The organism is Halomonas sp. N3-2A (assembly GCF_002216165.1).
GTDB lineage: Bacteria > Pseudomonadota > Gammaproteobacteria > Pseudomonadales > Halomonadaceae > Vreelandella.
In genome coordinates this window covers 1,349,926-1,365,992 of record NZ_CP022286.1, presented here as the reverse complement: position 1 = coordinate 1,365,992, position 16,067 = coordinate 1,349,926, and the positions used below count along the sequence as shown (strand labels likewise).

The window sequence follows — 16,067 nt, the reverse complement described above, 5'->3', positions numbered from 1 at the left end:
GGTTCTCCTATCTTCAACTATAGCTAAAGCTCTGCAGAAGAGTTGTTCATTTAGGCGACGCAATACGTGATAACGAGGAGAGGCGCAATGTGGTCAGTCGTTAAATCAGTACTGTCAGCACTGCTAGGCGTACAAAATGACCTCAAGCGGCAACAGGATTTTTCTAGCGGTAACCCCGCGGCCTTTATTGTGACGGGAATTGTAATCACGCTCGTATTTGTTCTGATCTTGGTCGGGATTGCAGTGATTGCGTCGCGATGAAGCGTTGATACACCTCACGATAGTTGTTCGTGACGAATGCCACATGTTTTCTATACTGACGTTAATCAGTTAATCCTGACCTAATAAAAAGGTTGGCGAGAACAACAATAATAACGGAGGTTCCTATGCATCTATCGTGGCAATGGCTGCTAACCATTACCAGTGCCTTCAGTATCACTCAAGCTCATGCTAATAGCTGGAATATGCCTGTTGGGGTCACCGATATCAGCCAAGATATTTTTGGTCTGCATATGGCGATTTTTTGGGTATGCGTGGTCATTGGGGTGATTGTGTTTGGGGTGATGTTTTACTCACTATTTAAATACAGACACTCAAAAGGGGAAAAAGCGGCGAATTTTCATGAGCATACCTCCGTAGAAATTCTTTGGACCGCTATTCCTATTCTGATTTTGGTTGGAATGGCCGTGCCCGCAACGGCGACGTTGAAGAGTATGTACGACGCTTCAGAAGCTGATCTAGATGTGATGATTACTGGCCAACAATGGCGCTGGCGCTACGAGTACCTTGGTGAAGATGTTGCGTTTACCTCCAATATGAGTACACCAACTGAACAAATTCGTGGAGAAAAAGCGAGAGATGAACACTATTTGTTAGACGTAGATGAGCCATTGGTACTGCCGATCAATCGTAAAGTGCGTTTTTTAATGACGTCGGATGACGTTATTCACTCTTGGTGGGTGCCTGAACTAGCCGTTAAGCAGGATACGATTCCTGGGTTCATCAATGAGAATTGGGTGAAAATTAATGAACCGGGCATCTATCGTGGCCAATGTGCTGAGCTTTGCGGCGTTAACCACGGGTTTATGCCAGTGGTTGTGCATGCGATGGAAGAAGAAGAGTTCGAGGCATGGTTGGCAGAACGTAAAGAAGCCGCAGAGCAAGAGGCTATGGGGGTTGACCGGGAGTGGGAGATGGAGGATTTGATGGCGCGGGGAGAGACCGTTTATCAGACTATCTGTTCTGCCTGTCACCAAAGCGAAGGTCAGGGGGCGCCACCCGCATTTCCTGCACTAGCCAACAATAATCAACTGATTAGTGATTTAGATTGGCACCTGAATCGGGTTATTAACGGTGTTTCTGGCGCTGCTATGCCGGCATTCCGCAGTACGTTAAATCCTGTCGAAATAGCCGCTGTTGTTACTTATACCCGCAATGCTTGGGGCAATGAGACAGGTGATGTGGTGCAGCCAGCTACGGTGGCCGAACGTATTGCACAATAATTTAAGGTACTAACAATAAATCAGGCGGAGATGCTCATGGCGCCCAAACTACCTCCTCAACACTCGCTGCAACATAGCTCTACTGCAGCGGCTGGCGGTCATTCTCATCACGACCATGCGGCTCAGCCCAAAGGGATACTGCGATGGGTTCTGACAACCAACCATAAAGAAATTGGTTCTCTGTACCTGATTTTTTCTCTCACCATGTTTTTTGTTGGAGGCATATTTGCCCTAGTCGTGAGAGCTGAGCTATTTCAACCTGGTTTGCAGCTTATAGAGCCAGAATTTTTCAACCAAATGACCACCATGCATGGATTAATCATGGTGTTTGCTGCGGTAATGCCAGCGTTTACTGGGCTAGCCAATTGGATGATTCCGCTTCAGATTGGTGCGCCGGATATGGCGCTGCCCAGGCTTAATAACTTTAGTTTCTGGCTGCTTCCGGTGGCGTTTACATTGCTACTTTCTACGCTATTCATGCCGGGCGGTGGGCCCAATTTTGGCTGGACATTTTATGCGCCATTATCGACGACTTACGCACCTGCCTCCACAACATTCTTTATTTTAGCTCTGCACATTGCAGGTATTAGCTCGATTCTTGGGGCTATAAATATTATTGCGACCATTCTGAATATGCGCGCACCTGGAATGCGCATGATGGATATGCCGCTGTTCGTATGGACATGGTTAATTACGGCTTTTCTATTGATTGCGGTAATGCCTGTACTAGCGGGCGTTATTACCATGATGCTGATGGATATTAACTTCGGTACCAGTTTCTTTGACGCTGCGGGCGGCGGCGATCCAGTGCTTTTCCAGCACTTATTTTGGTTCTTTGGCCATCCTGAAGTTTACATCATGATTTTGCCGGCTTTTGGTATTGTCTCAGCCATTATTCCTACCTTCGCGCGTAAGCCGTTGTTTGGATACGCGTCTATGGTGTATGCCACGGCAGCTATCGCGCTGCTGTCATTTTTAGTGTGGGCACACCATATGTTTATCGTCGGTCTTCCGCTAACAGCGGAGCTATTTTTCATGTACTCGACCATGCTGATCGCCGTGCCCACAGGCGTGAAAGTATTTAATTGGGTGACCACGCTGTTTCGTGGCTCGATCAGTTTTGAACCGCCCATGCTGTTTGCTTTGGCTTTCGTGGTTCTATTCACCATCGGCGGTTTCTCAGGACTAATGTTGGCCATTGCACCTGCGGATTTCCAATACCACGATACCTATTTTGTCGTAGCGCATTTTCATTATGTGCTAGTACCTGGTGCTATTTTTGCCATTATGGCTGGTGTCTATTATTGGCTACCCAAATGGACAGGTTATTATCCTAACGAGCGACTTGCTCAATGCCATTTCTGGTGCTCTATTGTTGGCGTTAATCTAACGTTTTTCCCTATGCATTTCGCAGGCTTGGCGGGCATGCCAAGGCGTATTCCCGACTATGCATTACAATTTGCAGATTTTAATTTGCTCTCCAGCATTGGTGCCTTCTTTTTTGGAGCGTCACAGCTGATGTTTGTATTGGTTGTGGTGATGTGTGTAAGAGGAGGTAAAAAAGCATCTGCAAAAGCTTGGGAAGGCGCAGAAGACCTAGAGTGGAGCGTCCCCAGTCCGGCACCGTTGCACACCTTTGAAACACCGCCAGTATTTAACCGTACCCATCATCATGACTAATTAGCTGTCCATCAGTGAATGGTCTAGGGGGATATATGGCAGTCAATGATACGGTGCAATCAGTTGGGGTTAAACGGACAGTCATTCGTACAGTAGCGGCGTTAATTGGGATGTTTGCCTTTGCATTCGCACTGGTCCCTCTTTATGACGTGTTTTGTAGTGTGACGGGCCTTAATGGCAAAGTGGATACAACGGCTAAAGCCATTATTCATGAAGAAGTTGATCAGTCCCGCTATATCACCGTGCAGTTCATTACCCGAGGTGGCGCGGGGTTACCATGGCGAATGAGCGTCGAAAACCGCCAAATGCGTGTCCACCCAGGCCAAACAGCTGAAGTTGATTTTACGTTTACCAACAACAGTCATGTCGAAAGTTGGGGGCGAGCTGTACCTAGCGTCTCTCCTTCAAGTGCTACGACGCATTTAAGAAAAATAAGCTGTTTCTGTTTCCAAGAGCAGCAGCTTCAAGGGGATGAGCGCTTGACGATTCCTCTGATATTCCAGCTAGCGCGTGACCTTCCTGAGGATATTAATACGATAACGCTGGTGTATACCTTGTACCCGGTTCATCACTTAGTAAAAGACATCTCGAAGAATGACAACAAAACGATAGGGGATTCGATATGAGTGGCGGCTACTATGTTCCTGCAAAGAGTCGATGGCCTATTCTAGGCTCGCTGGCGCTCGGGGCTATGATGGTGGGTACAGGAATTAAGCTTGTGTACGACACGGGTACCCCGTTCATGCTAATCGGTATGGCTTGTGTAATTACCGTCATGGGCTTTTGGTTCAGAGATGTTATTCACGAGTCAATGAGCGGATTGTACGATGCCCAAATGGATCGCTCGTTTCGATGGGGGATGGGCTGGTTTATTTTTTCGGAAGTGATGTTTTTTGCCGCATTTTTTGGCGCCTTATTTTACGTTAGAACGTTTGCTATACCCTGGTTAGGTGGTGAAGGAGCAAAAGGTGTTTCTGCGTTACTTTGGCCTGATTTTGTCGCTCAGTGGCCGTTGTTAAACCCTCCTGATTCGTCGGTGGCTGGCCCGGATAGTGTCTTAAGTCCATGGCAATTGCCGCTCGTCAATACACTAATTTTGGTAACGTCGAGCATTACTTTGACGGTTGCACATGAAGCTTTGAAATTAGGCGAGCGTAAGACGTGCAGAAACTGGCTGGCAGGTACTGTATTGCTGGGCTGCTGTTTTATTATGATTCAGGGCGTCGAATATTATGAAGCGTATAACCATTATGGTATTACGCTTGAGGCAGGAATCTTCGGCGCTACTTTCTTTATTCTAACGGGCTTTCACGGCGTTCATGTCATTATAGGTACGTTAATTTTAACCAGTATGCTGATACGTATACATAAAGGGCACTTTGCCCAAGATCATCATTTTGGTTTTGAAGCATCTTGTTGGTATTGGCACTTTGTAGATGTTGTATGGGTTGGGTTATTTATTTTTGTATACGTTTTCTAATCAATTAGCCTAAATCTCCCGACCAGAAGCCAAACACTAATAAGGCCATGAGTAGACATGTTAACCCAATGCGCCATTTAAGGGATGCTAGTAGCCGTCGCGAGCTGCTGTCATCCTTTAATAAAAAACCTGCGCCAGCCGCTAAACTAGCGACTATTCCAATAAAAACTAGGCCAATGAGCAGCTTTAACCACATGACGAAAACCTCTTTTGGGTCGCAACGTCTATACGTCTGGTGTGTGTTTTGGGGCGTATTAGTTTCGCTAGGTATCTTCCTAGGACTATGGCAGTGGGAGCGTGCCGCTGACAAGCGAGTTTTGTTAGCCGCTCGTCAGGCAGCGCCTTTGGTCAAATCGCCTACTGCTATGCCAGAAGATGGATCTGAGCTGCATTTGCAAGGAGAGTACCTCGCTAATCACACGCTTTATCTGGATAACCGCATTGTAGATGGGCGTCTGGGCGTGGCTGTGTTAACCCCTTTCCGAGACAGTTTTGATCAGTTGTGGCTTATTCAGCGGGGATTTATTGAGACAGGGCCAAGTAGGGCGGCGCCGCAAGCGGATACTCCAGAGGGCAGCGTATCCGTTTCAGGTGAGTGGCAGGTTGCGCGATCCGGTGGACCGCTATATGGCAAAAACAAGGAAGGGGTAAGGCTGCAGCAGATCAGTTTAACCCCGTGGGAATCAACATTGCCGGCCTTCACTTACACCGGCTGGCTACATGCTGACCAGGGTGAGGGGGTGTTTACGCCCTGGTGGGAAGCTAGCGTGATGCCTCCTAGTCGCCATCTTGGCTATGCTTTCCAATGGTGGGGGTTGGCACTTGCTGCGACAGTGGTCATGGTGTTGGGGGGACGTCGCCTGCGCAAAGATAGTCTTACAAAAGATAGCCTTACAGGTTGCTGAGGGGAAAAGCATGGAGCAACGCCAGCCAGTTCGTTATCCGCGAGTTAAGTTGTTGCTGATATTTGCAGCATTCGCGGCGCCTATTGTTACTGCGTGGATGATGTTGACATGGCAAATAGGCATACCTAGTGAAGATACTGCCCATGGTCAAGTGCATGTCAGCGTACCAGTGCTAGATGATTGGCCTCTGAGCGCTCAACCCGAAAAAAATGATGCATGGACACTCGTGTTTGACTGTACTTCTCTCTGTGATGAGCGCATGGATGAATTGTGGCGTCTGCATCGAGCGTTGGGTCGAGAAGCCCCTCGGTTAGAGCGACTACGAATAGGCGGGAGTGCACAAGAGCTTCCAGGTGAAAAGGTTAGTCGTTGGCTGGCAGAACCTGCATGGCGAGAAGAAAATAGCGTCTGGCTAATGGATCCTTTCGGCAGGCCAGCGTTGTCATTTAATAATGCAGTGCCAGCAGCTGATATTCTCGATGATATACGTCATTTGTTTAAGGTTAATCCGCTATAGCAAACAATATACCGTTACTCTGCATGCTCGACCTCGCAGGTCGTAAGGAAGCAACGTGCCATATTCTACTGAGCGGCGCTTACAATGGCTGAAACGTTTAACCTTGGTCGGCACTGTGCTTACAGCGTTAGTGATTCTAGTTGGCGCATGGACGCGCTTAGTTGACGCTGGTTTGGGGTGCCCAGACTGGCCAGGCTGTTATGGGCGGCTGTTAGTCCCGGATGCCGAGCATGCTGCTCTACAACATCCTGATGTACCTCTTGTGCCTTTTAAAGCATGGGTAGAGATGGCTCATCGGTATGTAGCAAGTTTTTTAGGGCTTATCGTTCTAAGCGTAGTGGCGCTAGGTTTTTCATTGCGCAAGCGTCCAGGGTTTCCATGGAAAGTAAGTATTGCCTTGCTCGTTGTTATTCTGCTTCAAGGTGCGTTTGGCGCTTTTACAGTGACGCTAAAGCTTTGGCCACAAGTGGTTACTTTGCATTTGTTGGGTGGGCTAAGTGTGCTGATGCTGTTTTTTTGGGTGCATCTGCGAATTCGGCTCAGCTTGACAAGGCCTGTACCTACCTCTATCGACCATGCTTCTTTTTCCACACGTTATACCTCTCCATTTAAGAGTGCTAATGCGCTCTGGGTAATCGGCGTGTTGATATTAGTTGTGCAGCTTGCTTTAGGTGGCTGGGTATCCAGCAATTATGCAGGTATTGCCTGCCAAGGATTCCCGACCTGCAATACGCAGTGGTGGCCAGAAATGGATATAAGTGAAGGCTTCCACCTAACACAAACGGTCGGCCCTAATTATTTACATGGCCAGCTACATGCCGATGCACGTACTGCAATTCACGTTATGCATCGTATTGGAGCGCTTGCACTCGGTATTGTCTTGTTGGCGCTATGGTGGCGATATCGTACGGCTGCGTCTGTCGGGCGAGCGCTCACCTTGGTGGTAATTGCTTATTTTGCCCAAGTCGCGCTTGGCATTGCTAATGTGTTGTTGTGGCTTCCACTATGGCTGGCTCTGTTACATACCGCTGGAGCGGTTGCCTTGACCTTGTGTATGGGGTGGGCTGTTTGGTGTTGGAAATATCCTTATAATCAGTATCTTAATGAGGTGAATGATCTAAAGTCATCTCGGGTTCTCTTGACGTAAGGTGGTAACTAGAGGTTTTGCTGAGTCAAAAACAATAGAGGCTATTTGTTGTTGTGCTGTAACAAAGATGAAAAAATTGTGAAAGTGGTATCGTTGGGGAAATAGGGTGTACAATTATCGTCAAGCTTTCTACCTCTCCGTTGTGAAAGGAGCGTTATGAGTTCCACAGGAGCGTTGTTGTTATTCATCGTTGCAATTATTGTCGTTGCAGCCCTTGGTTTTTATGCCTATAAACTTCGCCAAGAGGTTAAGCGTCGAGAAGCGTTTCGGCTGGACGAAGAGCGTCGTGCCCATCAAAACAGCCTGGAAAATCTTGATTTTGTCGTTAGCGCGCTGGTGCAAGAGCAAGTCGACATTACAGAAGGGGCTTGGCGATGCAAAGTGTTGCTTGAGATTATTGATTCTAGCCTAACAGAGCGTCCAGACTTTCAAGCGTTTGCAGAGGTGTACAATCGTACTCGGCATTTAAAAACTCACTCCGCACGTAAGCAATTGACGCCACGAGAGCGAATGCAAGAAGATAAAGAGCGTATTGCTGTTGAGGACGATATGCGTCCAGCCGTACTTGAGGCAGCAAAAAAGGTAATTGACTGGAGGTCCAAAGGATCTATGGGACTTCATTAACCCTGTTTAACGAGCATAGGGGGCTATAAGTACGATAACCTATGTTTTTTTGACGCTTATGGCGTCAATTTTGCTATGCTGAAAATGTCGGTATTGGCAAGAAGTTGATATCTCGGCATTGTTGCCTTCTGGTGATTAAACGTTAATCATAGGCAAACGTTCAGGCATATGGTGAAAGCACAATATTGCCATGGTACTGAGCAGCGAAAAATGGATGCTCTCGCGAATTAGAAGCATTGGGATAGATTTGGTCTTTTGACCATGTCAGCATTGGATCAAGAAGGAGTCTTGCATGAAAAAATCAACGACTGGCTTGCTAATCGGTTCTGCACTGGTAGTGGGTTTATCAGGCTGTGCCAGCTCAGCATCACAATCATCTGGCCAAACCAGCGCAAGTAGCGATCGCGATTGGTATCAACATCCCTTCGTTTGCGGATTGGCAGGCAGTGTTATCGGCGGCAGTATTGCTTACGCAACGAGCGGCAATTCTGACGAAGATGAAAATACCGCTATTGGCGCAACTGCTGGTGCAGCGATCGGTGGCCTGCTATGTGCAGACCGTACGCCTGAGCCAGTAGCACCGCAGTGCCCAAGCTATGGTGAAGTGCCCGCAGGCGTTGCAGTGGATGCTGAAGGCTGCCCGCTGGACTCCGATGGTGATGGTGTACCAGATTACCGTGATCAGTGCCCGGGAACGCCTGCTGGTGTAGCTGTTAACGCAAATGGCTGCCCGCTCGATTCTGATAACGACGGCGTGCCGGATTATCGCGATCAGTGCCCCAATACTCCTGCAGGTGTTGCAGTTAACTCACTAGGTTGCCCTGACAGCGTTGTGTTGCAGGACGTAAACTTTGAGTTTGATTCTGCACAGCTAACTGCCCAAGCACGAGGTGTTCTGGACGGTGTTGCAGAGCGCCTGGTCAATAATCCTGATGTGCGTGTGAGCATTGAAGGTCACACTGACTCTCGCGGTGCTGCTCAGTACAATAAAAATCTGTCGCAGCGTCGTGCGGAATCCGTTGCTGCTTACCTTGCCCAACGTGGCGTAGGTGCTAACCGTATGCGTGCTGTTGGCTACGGCGAAGAGCGCCCGGTTGCTAGCAATGATACCGATGCGGGGCGCGCACAAAACCGTCGTGTAGAAATGGATGAGTGGAACTAAGCCACGCATCGCTTTACATTAAAGGGTTAGGCCATTGTGCCAGTGATTAATGCCCTTTAAGCACGAAACGGGAGGCTTATGCCTCCCGTTTTATTTTACGGCCTGCTAAATTCTGGTAGGCTGGGCAACCCTCAAAAAGCACCTAATACTCTCGATCATTGATAGCGAAATGTGATCCTTGGTATGGATCACCACTGCGCTCAAGGAATATCTTAATGCCCATAGTAACATTGCCGGATGGCAGCCAAAGAACGTTCGAAGCACCACTTTCTATCATGCAGCTCGCAGAATCCATTGGCCCTGGTTTGGCCAAGGCCTGTGTGGCTGGCAAGATTGATGGTGTATTGGTCGATGCTGCTGACTTGATCGAGCAAGATGCTGAAGTGGCGATAATTACCGCCCGTGATCCCGAAGGGCTTGAGATTATCCGCCATTCCTGTGCTCACTTGATTGGACATGCGGTTAAGCAACTGTACCCTGATGCCAAAATGGCCATTGGGCCAGTCATTGACGATGGTTTTTATTACGACATTGATTTCGGCAAGTCGGTCACGCCTGACGACTTGGAAGCCATCGAAAAACGCATGCAATCACTTATTGAGCGTGATTACGACGTGGTGCGTGAGTACGTTGATCGCGACAAGGCGATGAAAACGTTTATTGAGCGTGGCGAAACGTTCAAGCAGGAAATTGTCCGTGATATACCTGAGGGTGCAACAATACGTTTGTATCATCATGAAGAGTACACGGACATGTGTCGCGGGCCGCACGTGCCGAATACGCGCCACCTGAAAGCTTTCAAGCTAACCAAGCTAGCTGGCGCCTATTGGCGTGGAGATGCCTCAAACCCGATGCTGACACGTATTTACGGTACAGCATGGGGCGATAAGAAGCAGCTCAAAGCTTATTTGAAGCGCCTAGAAGAGGCCGAAAAGCGAGATCATCGCAAATTGGCACGCAAGATGGATCTTTTCCATTTGCAAGAAGAAGCGCCAGGCATGGTTTTTTGGCACCCCAATGGCTGGACGATGTACCAGGCGCTAGAAGATTACATGCGCAAAATTCAGCGAGCGCATGGTTATCAAGAGATTAAAACGCCGCAAGTAGTGGATCTTTCGTTGTGGAAGAAATCGGGCCACTGGGGTCACTACAGTGAGCTCATGTTTACCACTGAGTCAGAAAAGCGTGAGTATGCTGTTAAGCCTATGAACTGTCCCTGTCATGTACAGGTATTTAATCAGGGATTGAAAAGCTACCGCGATTTACCGTTACGTCTAGCAGAATTTGGTAGCTGCCACCGCAATGAGCCATCGGGCTCATTGCATGGTCTGATGCGCGTTCGTGGCTTTACTCAAGATGATGCGCATATTTTTTGTACCGAAGGTCAAATTCAGGCAGAAGCGGAAGCATTCATTGCGCTTACCCTGCAAGTTTATAAAACGCTTGGTTTCGAGGATGTTGAACTCAAGCTGTCAACTCGACCTGAGGACTTTCTTGGCGAAGCAGAGATGTGGGATCGAGCAGAGCAGGGGCTTGAGGCTGCGCTCAATGCGACGGGGCTTGATTGGGAGCTTCAGCCAGGAGAGGGGGCTTTTTATGGCCCGAAAATTGAATTCGCTCTGCGTGATTGCCTGAATCGTGTTTGGCAATGTGGTACTCTACAGTTAGATTTCAATTTGCCAGGGCGCTTAGGCGCGCAATACGTTGATGAAGATGGGACACGAAAGACCCCAGTGATGCTTCATCGTGCTATCTTAGGTTCTTTTGAACGGTTCTTGGGAATCCTAATCGAGCACTATGCTGGTGCGATGCCGCTATGGTTGGCACCTCAGCAAGCTGTGTTGATGACCATTACTGATGCGCAGCGTGATTATGCGCTTGAGTTGGAGCAACGGCTGCAAAAAAATGGCTTACGAGTTAAAGCGGACTTGAGGAACGAGAAGATCGGCTTTAAAATCCGTGAGCATACGTTACAGAAAGTTCCCTATCTCCTTGTGGTGGGAGATAAGGAAGTCGAAGCTGACTCAGTGGCCGTGCGAACTCGCAGCGGCGAAAACCTCGGCACAATGACAGTCGATGAATTCATCGAACGTTGCAGTGCAGAGCGAGCAGCCCTGGCGACATCGTCAATTGCCTAAGGAGACGGAGCAATCAAGCGAAGCAATCAGCGCGGGCGTCCACAAGACAAGCGCCCACCAATGAACGAGAGAATTACCGAAGAAGAAGTACGTTTGATCGATGCTGAAGGTGAACAGTTGGGTGTTGTGCCCACCACCGAAGCGCTTGAGCGTGCAGAAGCTGCCGGTTTAGACCTCGTGCAAATTTCGAATGCCGATCCAATCGTTTGTAAGATTATGGATTATGGCAAATTTGTTTTTGAGACGAAGAAGCAGAAAGCGGCTCAAAAGAAAAAGCAGAAGCAAATTCAGGTCAAGGAAGTCAAATTCCGTCCTGGCACCGACGAAGGCGATTATCAGGTCAAGCTTAAAAACCTGACGCGCTTTCTTGAAGGTGGTGATAAGGGCAAAGTCACATTGCGCTTCCGTGGTCGTGAAATGGCGCACCAGGACATTGGTCGTAAGCTAATGGAACGGATCGCGGCAGACCTGGAAGAGATCGGAGCGGTAGAGTCTTTCCCGAAAATGGAAGGACGCCAGATGATCATGATTATTGCCCCGAAGAAGAAGTGATCCAACGGCGAAGCTAACGGGTCAGCGTGAAAGCGCTGATCGGCCCTGGGTTTTCTAAAAAATATCGAGCGGAGTTTTCTCATGCCGAAAATCAAAAGCAACAGCGGCGCTGCTAAGCGCTTTAAAAAGACCGCTAATGGCTTCAAGCACAAGCAGTCTTTCCGTAGCCACATCTTGACCAAGAAGTCGACCAAGCGTAAGCGTCAGCTGCGTGGTATGAAGCAGATCCATGCTTCTGACAAAGCGCTGATTCAGCGCATGCTGCCGAATCTGTAAGGTCGAATTTTCTTATCTGAGTGCATTTAGCCTCAGTCATAAAGTCAGGAGTGTGTTATGACTCGTGTTAAGCGTGGCGTAGTTGCCCGTCGTCGCCATAAAAAAGTATTGAAGCAGGCTAAAGGTTACTACGGAGCCCGTTCGCGTGTTTTCCGCGTAGCCAAGCAGGCTGTTATCAAAGCCGGTCAGTATGCTTACCGTGACCGCCGCAACCGCAAGCGTCAATTCCGCGCTCTGTGGATTCAGCGTATTAACGCTGGTGCGCGCATCAATGGCATGTCTTACAGCCGCTTTGTTGGCGGTTTGAAGAAAGCCGGTATTGAAATTGACCGCAAAGTATTGGCCGACCTGGCAGTACACGAGAAAGCTGCATTTGCGGCTATCGTGGAAAAGGCCAAGGCTGCCCAATAAGTCACATTACACTGAGTTAAATCAGTGTGACGTGTCAGAGGTCATTTCAGTGTGACCCATGCAGGGGAAGAGCAGCCGCTCTTCCCCTGTTTTTTTGTCACCTTCAACATGCCAGCCATCTTTAGAGATGGAAATCGCTTAATTCGGAGTGAATCGGATGGACCATCTTCCTACTCTGGTGTCAGAGGCTCGCGATGCTATTCATGCGGCGCAAAGTGTCCCTGCTCTAGATGAGTTGCGCGTACGTTACTTGGGTAAAAAAGGCGAAGTGACGGCCTTGTTGAAAGGCTTAGGAAAGCTATCAGCAGAAGAGCGTCCTGCCGCCGGTGAGCAAATTAATCAGGCGAAACAGACCCTGGCAGCTGAAATTGATACAAAGCGTCAGCAGCTTGAAAGCGAAGCGCTTAATGCTCGCTTGGCAGCTGAAAAAATTGACGTGACACTGCCTGGCCGCGGTCAAGAGAATGGCGGCCTGCATCCCGTCACTCGCACGCTTGAGCGTATTGAAGGCTTGTTTACCAGGATTGGCTACGATGTGGCGGTAGGGCCAGAAATTGAAGATGACTACCATAATTTCGAAGCGCTAAATATACCCGCTCATCACCCTGCGCGTGGTATGGCAGATACCTTCTATTTCGATGCTACACGCTTGTTACGTACTCACACATCGCCAGTTCAAGTACGTACCATGAAAAGTAGTGAGCCGCCGATCCGCATTGTTTGCCCTGGTCGTGTCTACCGTAGTGATTCAGATCTCACCCACACCCCAATGTTCCACCAAGTGGAAGGTCTGTTGGTTGACGAAGGTGTGAGCTTTGCAGATCTTAAGGGAACTATTGAAGATTTTCTCCAGGCGTTTTTTGAACGCGATGATCTTTCAGTGCGCTTCCGCCCCTCTTACTTTCCATTCACTGAGCCCTCCGCAGAGGTCGATATTCAGTGCGTGATGTGTAGCGGTGATGGTTGTCGTGTCTGCTCGCATAGCGGCTGGTTGGAGATTATGGGCTGTGGAATGGTGCATCCCGAGGTGTTCAGGCATTCAGGCATTGATACTGAGCGCTACACAGGGTTTGCGTTTGGTATGGGCGCCGAGCGGCTTGCGATGCTGCGCTACGGTGTCAATGATCTACGTTTGTTCTTTGAGAACGATCTGCGTTTTCTTCGCCAATTTACCTAAGACCGCTGCCAACGACGGGAATCAATATGAAATTTTCAGAACAGTGGCTGCGTGACTGGGTGGCTCCGCAGCTTGATACGCAGGCAATTGCTGATCAAATTACCATGGCAGGCCTTGAGGTCGATGCTATCGAGGCCGTTGCGTCCGCGTTTAGTGGCGTAGTGGTTGCAGAGGTGCTGACTAAAGAGAAGCACCCAGATGCTGATAAGCTCAACGTATGTACTGTTAATGATGGTACCGGTGAGCCTGTGCAGGTTGTTTGTGGCGCTGCCAATGTCGATGTTGGTCAAAAAATTCCGTTTGCTCAGGTGGGTGGCATTCTGCCGGGCGACTTTAAGATCAAAAAAGCCAAATTGCGTGGTGTTGAGTCACGCGGAATGATTTGCTCGGCCTCAGAGCTAGGCCTTGAGGAAGAGACGTCTCCTGGGATTTTTGTGCTGCCCGCCTCTGCGCCGGTAGGTCTAAGTTTTCGAGAGTATATGCAGCTCGATGACATGACCATTGAAGTTGATCTCACGCCGAATCGTGGTGACTGCCTAAGTATCAAGGGGCTGGCTCGAGAAGTGGGTGTGCTCAATCGTCTTCCGGTGAGTGGGCCTGAGATTGCGGCCATTGAAGCCAGTATTGACGATACTTTTTCAGCGCGTATTGAAGCGCCGGAGCAGTGCCCACGCTACCTGGGCCGCATTATTAAAGGTGTCGATATTAGCGTCGAAACCCCGCTGTGGATGGTAGAGCGTCTCCGGCGTAGCGGTGTTCGTTCCATTGACCCTGCCGTTGATGTGACTAACTACGTGATGCTGGAGCTAGGCCAGCCGTTGCATGCGTTTGATCGCGACAACCTTCACGGCGGTATTACCGTTCGCTTGGCGCGTAATGAAGAGCGCCTGACCTTATTGGACGGTCAGGAAGTAGCGCTAAGACCTGAAACGCTGGTTATTGCTGATGATGAAGGTCCTCTAGCAATGGCAGGCGTTATGGGGGGCGAGAACTCAGGGGTAAGTGAGAAGACCGATACGATTTTCTTGGAAGCTGCCTATTTTACGCCGCTGGCTATCGCAGGGCAGGCGCGTTCTTACGGTCTCCATACGGATGCATCACATCGATTTGAACGTGGCGTTGATCCGGCGCTTGCCAGTGTGGCGATTGAGCGTGCCACTCAGCTTCTAATGGAGATATGTGGTGGTCAGGCTGGCCCTGTTACTGAGTCGTCCAGTGGCGAACACCTGCCAGTACCCCGTAGCATTGTATTGCGCGAGGCGCGTTTAGAGAGCGCGCTTTCGAAGCGGCTGCCCGTTGAAGATGTAACTGACATTCTGCAGCGTTTAGGGCTTGCAGTTGATAAGCAGGCAGATGGCTGGTCAGTCACAGCGCCAAGCTGGCGTTTTGACGTGTCGATCGAAGAAGATCTCATTGAAGAGATTGCTAGGGTCCATGGTTACAACAACCTGCCTGTTCGGCGCCCTGCGGCGCGTTTGGCACTACGTCCGGCTAACGAGGCGGTGCTAACCCAAGCCCAATTGCGTAACCAAATGGTAGCTCGCGGTTTTCAGGAAGCGATAACTTACAGCTTTGTTGCGCCTGATCTCCAGGCGGTGATGTTGCCGGACGCTATTTCACCAGTGTTGGCGAATCCGATTTCGTCAGATCTGTCGGTGATGCGGGCCAGTCTGTTCCCTGGCTTAGTGCGTGCGCTTGAGCATAACCTGAACCGCCAGCAAACCCGTGTCAGGCTGTTTGAAACCGGCTTGGTATTTAATGGCCATTTGGACAACCTTTCGCAAGTCCCGATGATGGGAGCGCTGGTATGCGGAGGTCGTGAAGCTGAAGGTTGGTGCGGGGCTAAAGCCCAAGTCGATTTTTACGATCTAAAAGGCGATTTAGAAAGCTTACTGGCGCTTGGTGGCGCGCTGGATGCTTGGCGTTTTGAGCCGGGTGAGCATCCTTCGCTACATCCTGGGCAAACTGCAAGGCTGCTGCATAATGGTCAGCCAGCCGGTTGGATTGGTACCTTACATCCTCAAGTGCGAGCCAAGCTAGGGCTAAAAGTTGATGCCGTCATGTTTGAGGTTCGCTTAGATGCGCTGAGCGAGGGCCTCATCCCGGCCTTTGAGCCGCTGTCACGTTATCCGGAAGTTCGCCGTGACTTGGCTTTCACTGTTAAGGCAGAGATACCGGTTCAAGCGCTACTTGATTGTGCAAAAGCACAAGCTGGCGATTACTTAAAAGACATTAAGCTATTTGATGTCTATGCTGGTAAGGGCGTAGCTGATGGTTGTAAGAGTATTGCATTGGGCTTGACGTGGCAGCACGGATCACGCACGCTAAATGACGATGAAATCAACCTGTTGGTAGATTCTATCGTATCGCAAGTGCGAACAGAATTAGATGCTGAGCTACGTGGATAGGATTTGTGGATAGGATTTGCTACTAGGTTTGGTGGATAGTTACGTGAATAATTAAATAATGCCATGACACGACGCTTATCACGTTCTT

The 16,067-nt window shown here is 49.3% G+C and carries 17 protein-coding genes; 16 read left to right on the top strand and 1 reads right to left on the bottom strand.

Going from position 1 to position 16,067, the window contains the following annotated elements; all coding sequences use genetic code 11:
* The first annotated feature begins 87 nt into the window (after positions 1-87).
* The 5 genes from CEK60_RS06450 to CEK60_RS06430 all read left to right on the top strand — a co-directional run bounded on the left by CEK60_RS06450 (position 88) and on the right by CEK60_RS06430 (position 4,662).
* A complete protein-coding gene (locus CEK60_RS06450; protein ID WP_089038331.1) occupies positions 88-261 on the top strand; it encodes a DUF2970 domain-containing protein in 174 nt (57 codons plus the stop codon).
* A gap of 125 nt (positions 262-386) precedes the next feature.
* On the top strand, positions 387-1,502 hold the full coding sequence (gene coxB / locus CEK60_RS06445) for a cytochrome c oxidase subunit II (protein WP_089038330.1): 1,116 nt from the start codon (positions 387-389) through the stop codon (positions 1,500-1,502).
* Between the two features lie 36 nt (positions 1,503-1,538).
* Entirely contained in the window at positions 1,539-3,182 is a 1,644-nt protein-coding gene (gene ctaD / locus CEK60_RS06440) for a cytochrome c oxidase subunit I (RefSeq protein WP_089038329.1), read from the top strand.
* Positions 3,183-3,217: 35 nt separating this feature from the next.
* Complete coding sequence (locus tag CEK60_RS06435; RefSeq protein WP_089038328.1) at positions 3,218-3,808, top strand: cytochrome c oxidase assembly protein; 591 nt, start codon at positions 3,218-3,220, stop codon at positions 3,806-3,808.
* Entirely contained in the window at positions 3,805-4,662 is an 858-nt protein-coding gene (locus CEK60_RS06430) for a cytochrome c oxidase subunit 3 (RefSeq protein ID WP_089038327.1), read from the top strand. The genes CEK60_RS06435 and CEK60_RS06430 overlap by 4 nt, the downstream gene beginning before the upstream one ends.
* A gap of 4 nt (positions 4,663-4,666) precedes the next feature.
* On the opposite strand, the gene CEK60_RS06425 is transcribed toward CEK60_RS06430, so the two are convergent.
* Positions 4,667-4,858, bottom strand: a complete 192-nt coding sequence (locus tag CEK60_RS06425) for a DUF2909 domain-containing protein (RefSeq protein ID WP_038483896.1) — start codon at positions 4,856-4,858, stop codon at positions 4,667-4,669.
* Between CEK60_RS06425 and CEK60_RS06420 the strand changes: the two genes are divergently transcribed.
* The 11 genes from CEK60_RS06420 (at position 4,857) to pheT (ending at position 15,979) form a co-directional block, all read left to right on the top strand.
* On the top strand, positions 4,857-5,567 hold the full coding sequence (locus tag CEK60_RS06420; protein WP_089038326.1) for an SURF1 family protein: 711 nt from the start codon (positions 4,857-4,859) through the stop codon (positions 5,565-5,567). The two genes, CEK60_RS06425 and CEK60_RS06420, sit on opposite strands and share 2 nt — an antisense overlap.
* Positions 5,568-5,577: 10 nt before the next feature.
* The gene (locus tag CEK60_RS06415; RefSeq protein WP_089038325.1) at positions 5,578-6,084 is read left to right on the top strand and encodes a hypothetical protein; all 507 of its coding nucleotides are present in this window, start codon (positions 5,578-5,580) and stop codon (positions 6,082-6,084) included.
* Between the two features lie 55 nt (positions 6,085-6,139).
* Positions 6,140-7,231 carry a COX15/CtaA family protein gene (locus CEK60_RS06410; RefSeq protein ID WP_089038324.1) on the top strand — a complete coding sequence of 364 codons (1,092 nt, stop codon included), beginning with the start codon at positions 6,140-6,142 and terminating at the stop codon, positions 7,229-7,231.
* Between the two features lie 156 nt (positions 7,232-7,387).
* Positions 7,388-7,855: a DUF2489 domain-containing protein gene (locus CEK60_RS06405; RefSeq protein WP_089038323.1), complete on the top strand. Its 468-nt coding sequence runs from the start codon at positions 7,388-7,390 to the stop codon at positions 7,853-7,855.
* Positions 7,856-8,147: 292 nt separating this feature from the next.
* The gene (locus tag CEK60_RS06400) at positions 8,148-9,017 is read left to right on the top strand and encodes an OmpA family protein (protein ID WP_089038322.1); all 870 of its coding nucleotides are present in this window, start codon (positions 8,148-8,150) and stop codon (positions 9,015-9,017) included.
* A 215-nt stretch (positions 9,018-9,232) separates the two neighbouring features.
* Positions 9,233-11,155, top strand: a complete 1,923-nt coding sequence (gene thrS, locus CEK60_RS06395; RefSeq protein WP_089038321.1) for a threonine--tRNA ligase — start codon at positions 9,233-9,235, stop codon at positions 11,153-11,155.
* Between the two features lie 12 nt (positions 11,156-11,167).
* Positions 11,168-11,707, top strand: a complete 540-nt coding sequence (gene infC / locus CEK60_RS06390; protein WP_083003855.1) for a translation initiation factor IF-3 — start codon at positions 11,168-11,170, stop codon at positions 11,705-11,707.
* Positions 11,708-11,788: 81 nt separating this feature from the next.
* Positions 11,789-11,983 carry a 50S ribosomal protein L35 gene (rpmI, locus tag CEK60_RS06385; RefSeq protein WP_009724291.1) on the top strand — a complete coding sequence of 65 codons (195 nt, stop codon included), beginning with the start codon at positions 11,789-11,791 and terminating at the stop codon, positions 11,981-11,983.
* Positions 11,984-12,040: 57 nt separating this feature from the next.
* Positions 12,041-12,394 (top strand): 50S ribosomal protein L20, encoded by a 354-nt coding sequence (rplT, locus tag CEK60_RS06380; protein ID WP_009097607.1) that lies wholly within the window; start codon positions 12,041-12,043, stop codon positions 12,392-12,394.
* A gap of 157 nt (positions 12,395-12,551) precedes the next feature.
* Entirely contained in the window at positions 12,552-13,571 is a 1,020-nt protein-coding gene (gene pheS, locus CEK60_RS06375; protein ID WP_089038320.1) for a phenylalanine--tRNA ligase subunit alpha, read from the top strand.
* Between the two features lie 26 nt (positions 13,572-13,597).
* Positions 13,598-15,979: a phenylalanine--tRNA ligase subunit beta gene (gene pheT / locus CEK60_RS06370; protein ID WP_089038319.1), complete on the top strand. Its 2,382-nt coding sequence runs from the start codon at positions 13,598-13,600 to the stop codon at positions 15,977-15,979.
* Positions 15,980-16,067: the final 88 nt, after the last annotated feature.

Excerpts from the sequence above, each read along its gene's own strand:
- CEK60_RS06450 (WP_089038331.1), top strand. The coding sequence starts at position 88 with ATGTGGTCAGTCGTTAAATCAGTACTGTCAGCACTGCTAGGCGTACAA.
- coxB (WP_089038330.1), top strand. The coding sequence starts at position 387 with ATGCATCTATCGTGGCAATGGCTGCTAACCATTACCAGTGCCTTCAGT.
- ctaD (WP_089038329.1), top strand. The coding sequence starts at position 1,539 with ATGGCGCCCAAACTACCTCCTCAACACTCGCTGCAACATAGCTCTACT.
- CEK60_RS06435 (WP_089038328.1), top strand. The coding sequence starts at position 3,218 with ATGGCAGTCAATGATACGGTGCAATCAGTTGGGGTTAAACGGACAGTC.
- CEK60_RS06430 (WP_089038327.1), top strand. The coding sequence starts at position 3,805 with ATGAGTGGCGGCTACTATGTTCCTGCAAAGAGTCGATGGCCTATTCTA.
- CEK60_RS06420 (WP_089038326.1), top strand. The coding sequence starts at position 4,857 with ATGACGAAAACCTCTTTTGGGTCGCAACGTCTATACGTCTGGTGTGTG.
- CEK60_RS06425 (WP_038483896.1), bottom strand. The coding sequence starts at position 4,858 with ATGTGGTTAAAGCTGCTCATTGGCCTAGTTTTTATTGGAATAGTCGCT.
- CEK60_RS06415 (WP_089038325.1), top strand. The coding sequence starts at position 5,578 with ATGGAGCAACGCCAGCCAGTTCGTTATCCGCGAGTTAAGTTGTTGCTG.
- CEK60_RS06405 (WP_089038323.1), top strand. The coding sequence starts at position 7,388 with ATGAGTTCCACAGGAGCGTTGTTGTTATTCATCGTTGCAATTATTGTC.
- CEK60_RS06400 (WP_089038322.1), top strand. The coding sequence starts at position 8,148 with ATGAAAAAATCAACGACTGGCTTGCTAATCGGTTCTGCACTGGTAGTG.
- thrS (WP_089038321.1), top strand. The coding sequence starts at position 9,233 with ATGCCCATAGTAACATTGCCGGATGGCAGCCAAAGAACGTTCGAAGCA.
- rpmI (WP_009724291.1), top strand. The coding sequence starts at position 11,789 with ATGCCGAAAATCAAAAGCAACAGCGGCGCTGCTAAGCGCTTTAAAAAG.
- rplT (WP_009097607.1), top strand. The coding sequence starts at position 12,041 with ATGACTCGTGTTAAGCGTGGCGTAGTTGCCCGTCGTCGCCATAAAAAA.
- pheS (WP_089038320.1), top strand. The coding sequence starts at position 12,552 with ATGGACCATCTTCCTACTCTGGTGTCAGAGGCTCGCGATGCTATTCAT.
- pheT (WP_089038319.1), top strand. The coding sequence starts at position 13,598 with ATGAAATTTTCAGAACAGTGGCTGCGTGACTGGGTGGCTCCGCAGCTT.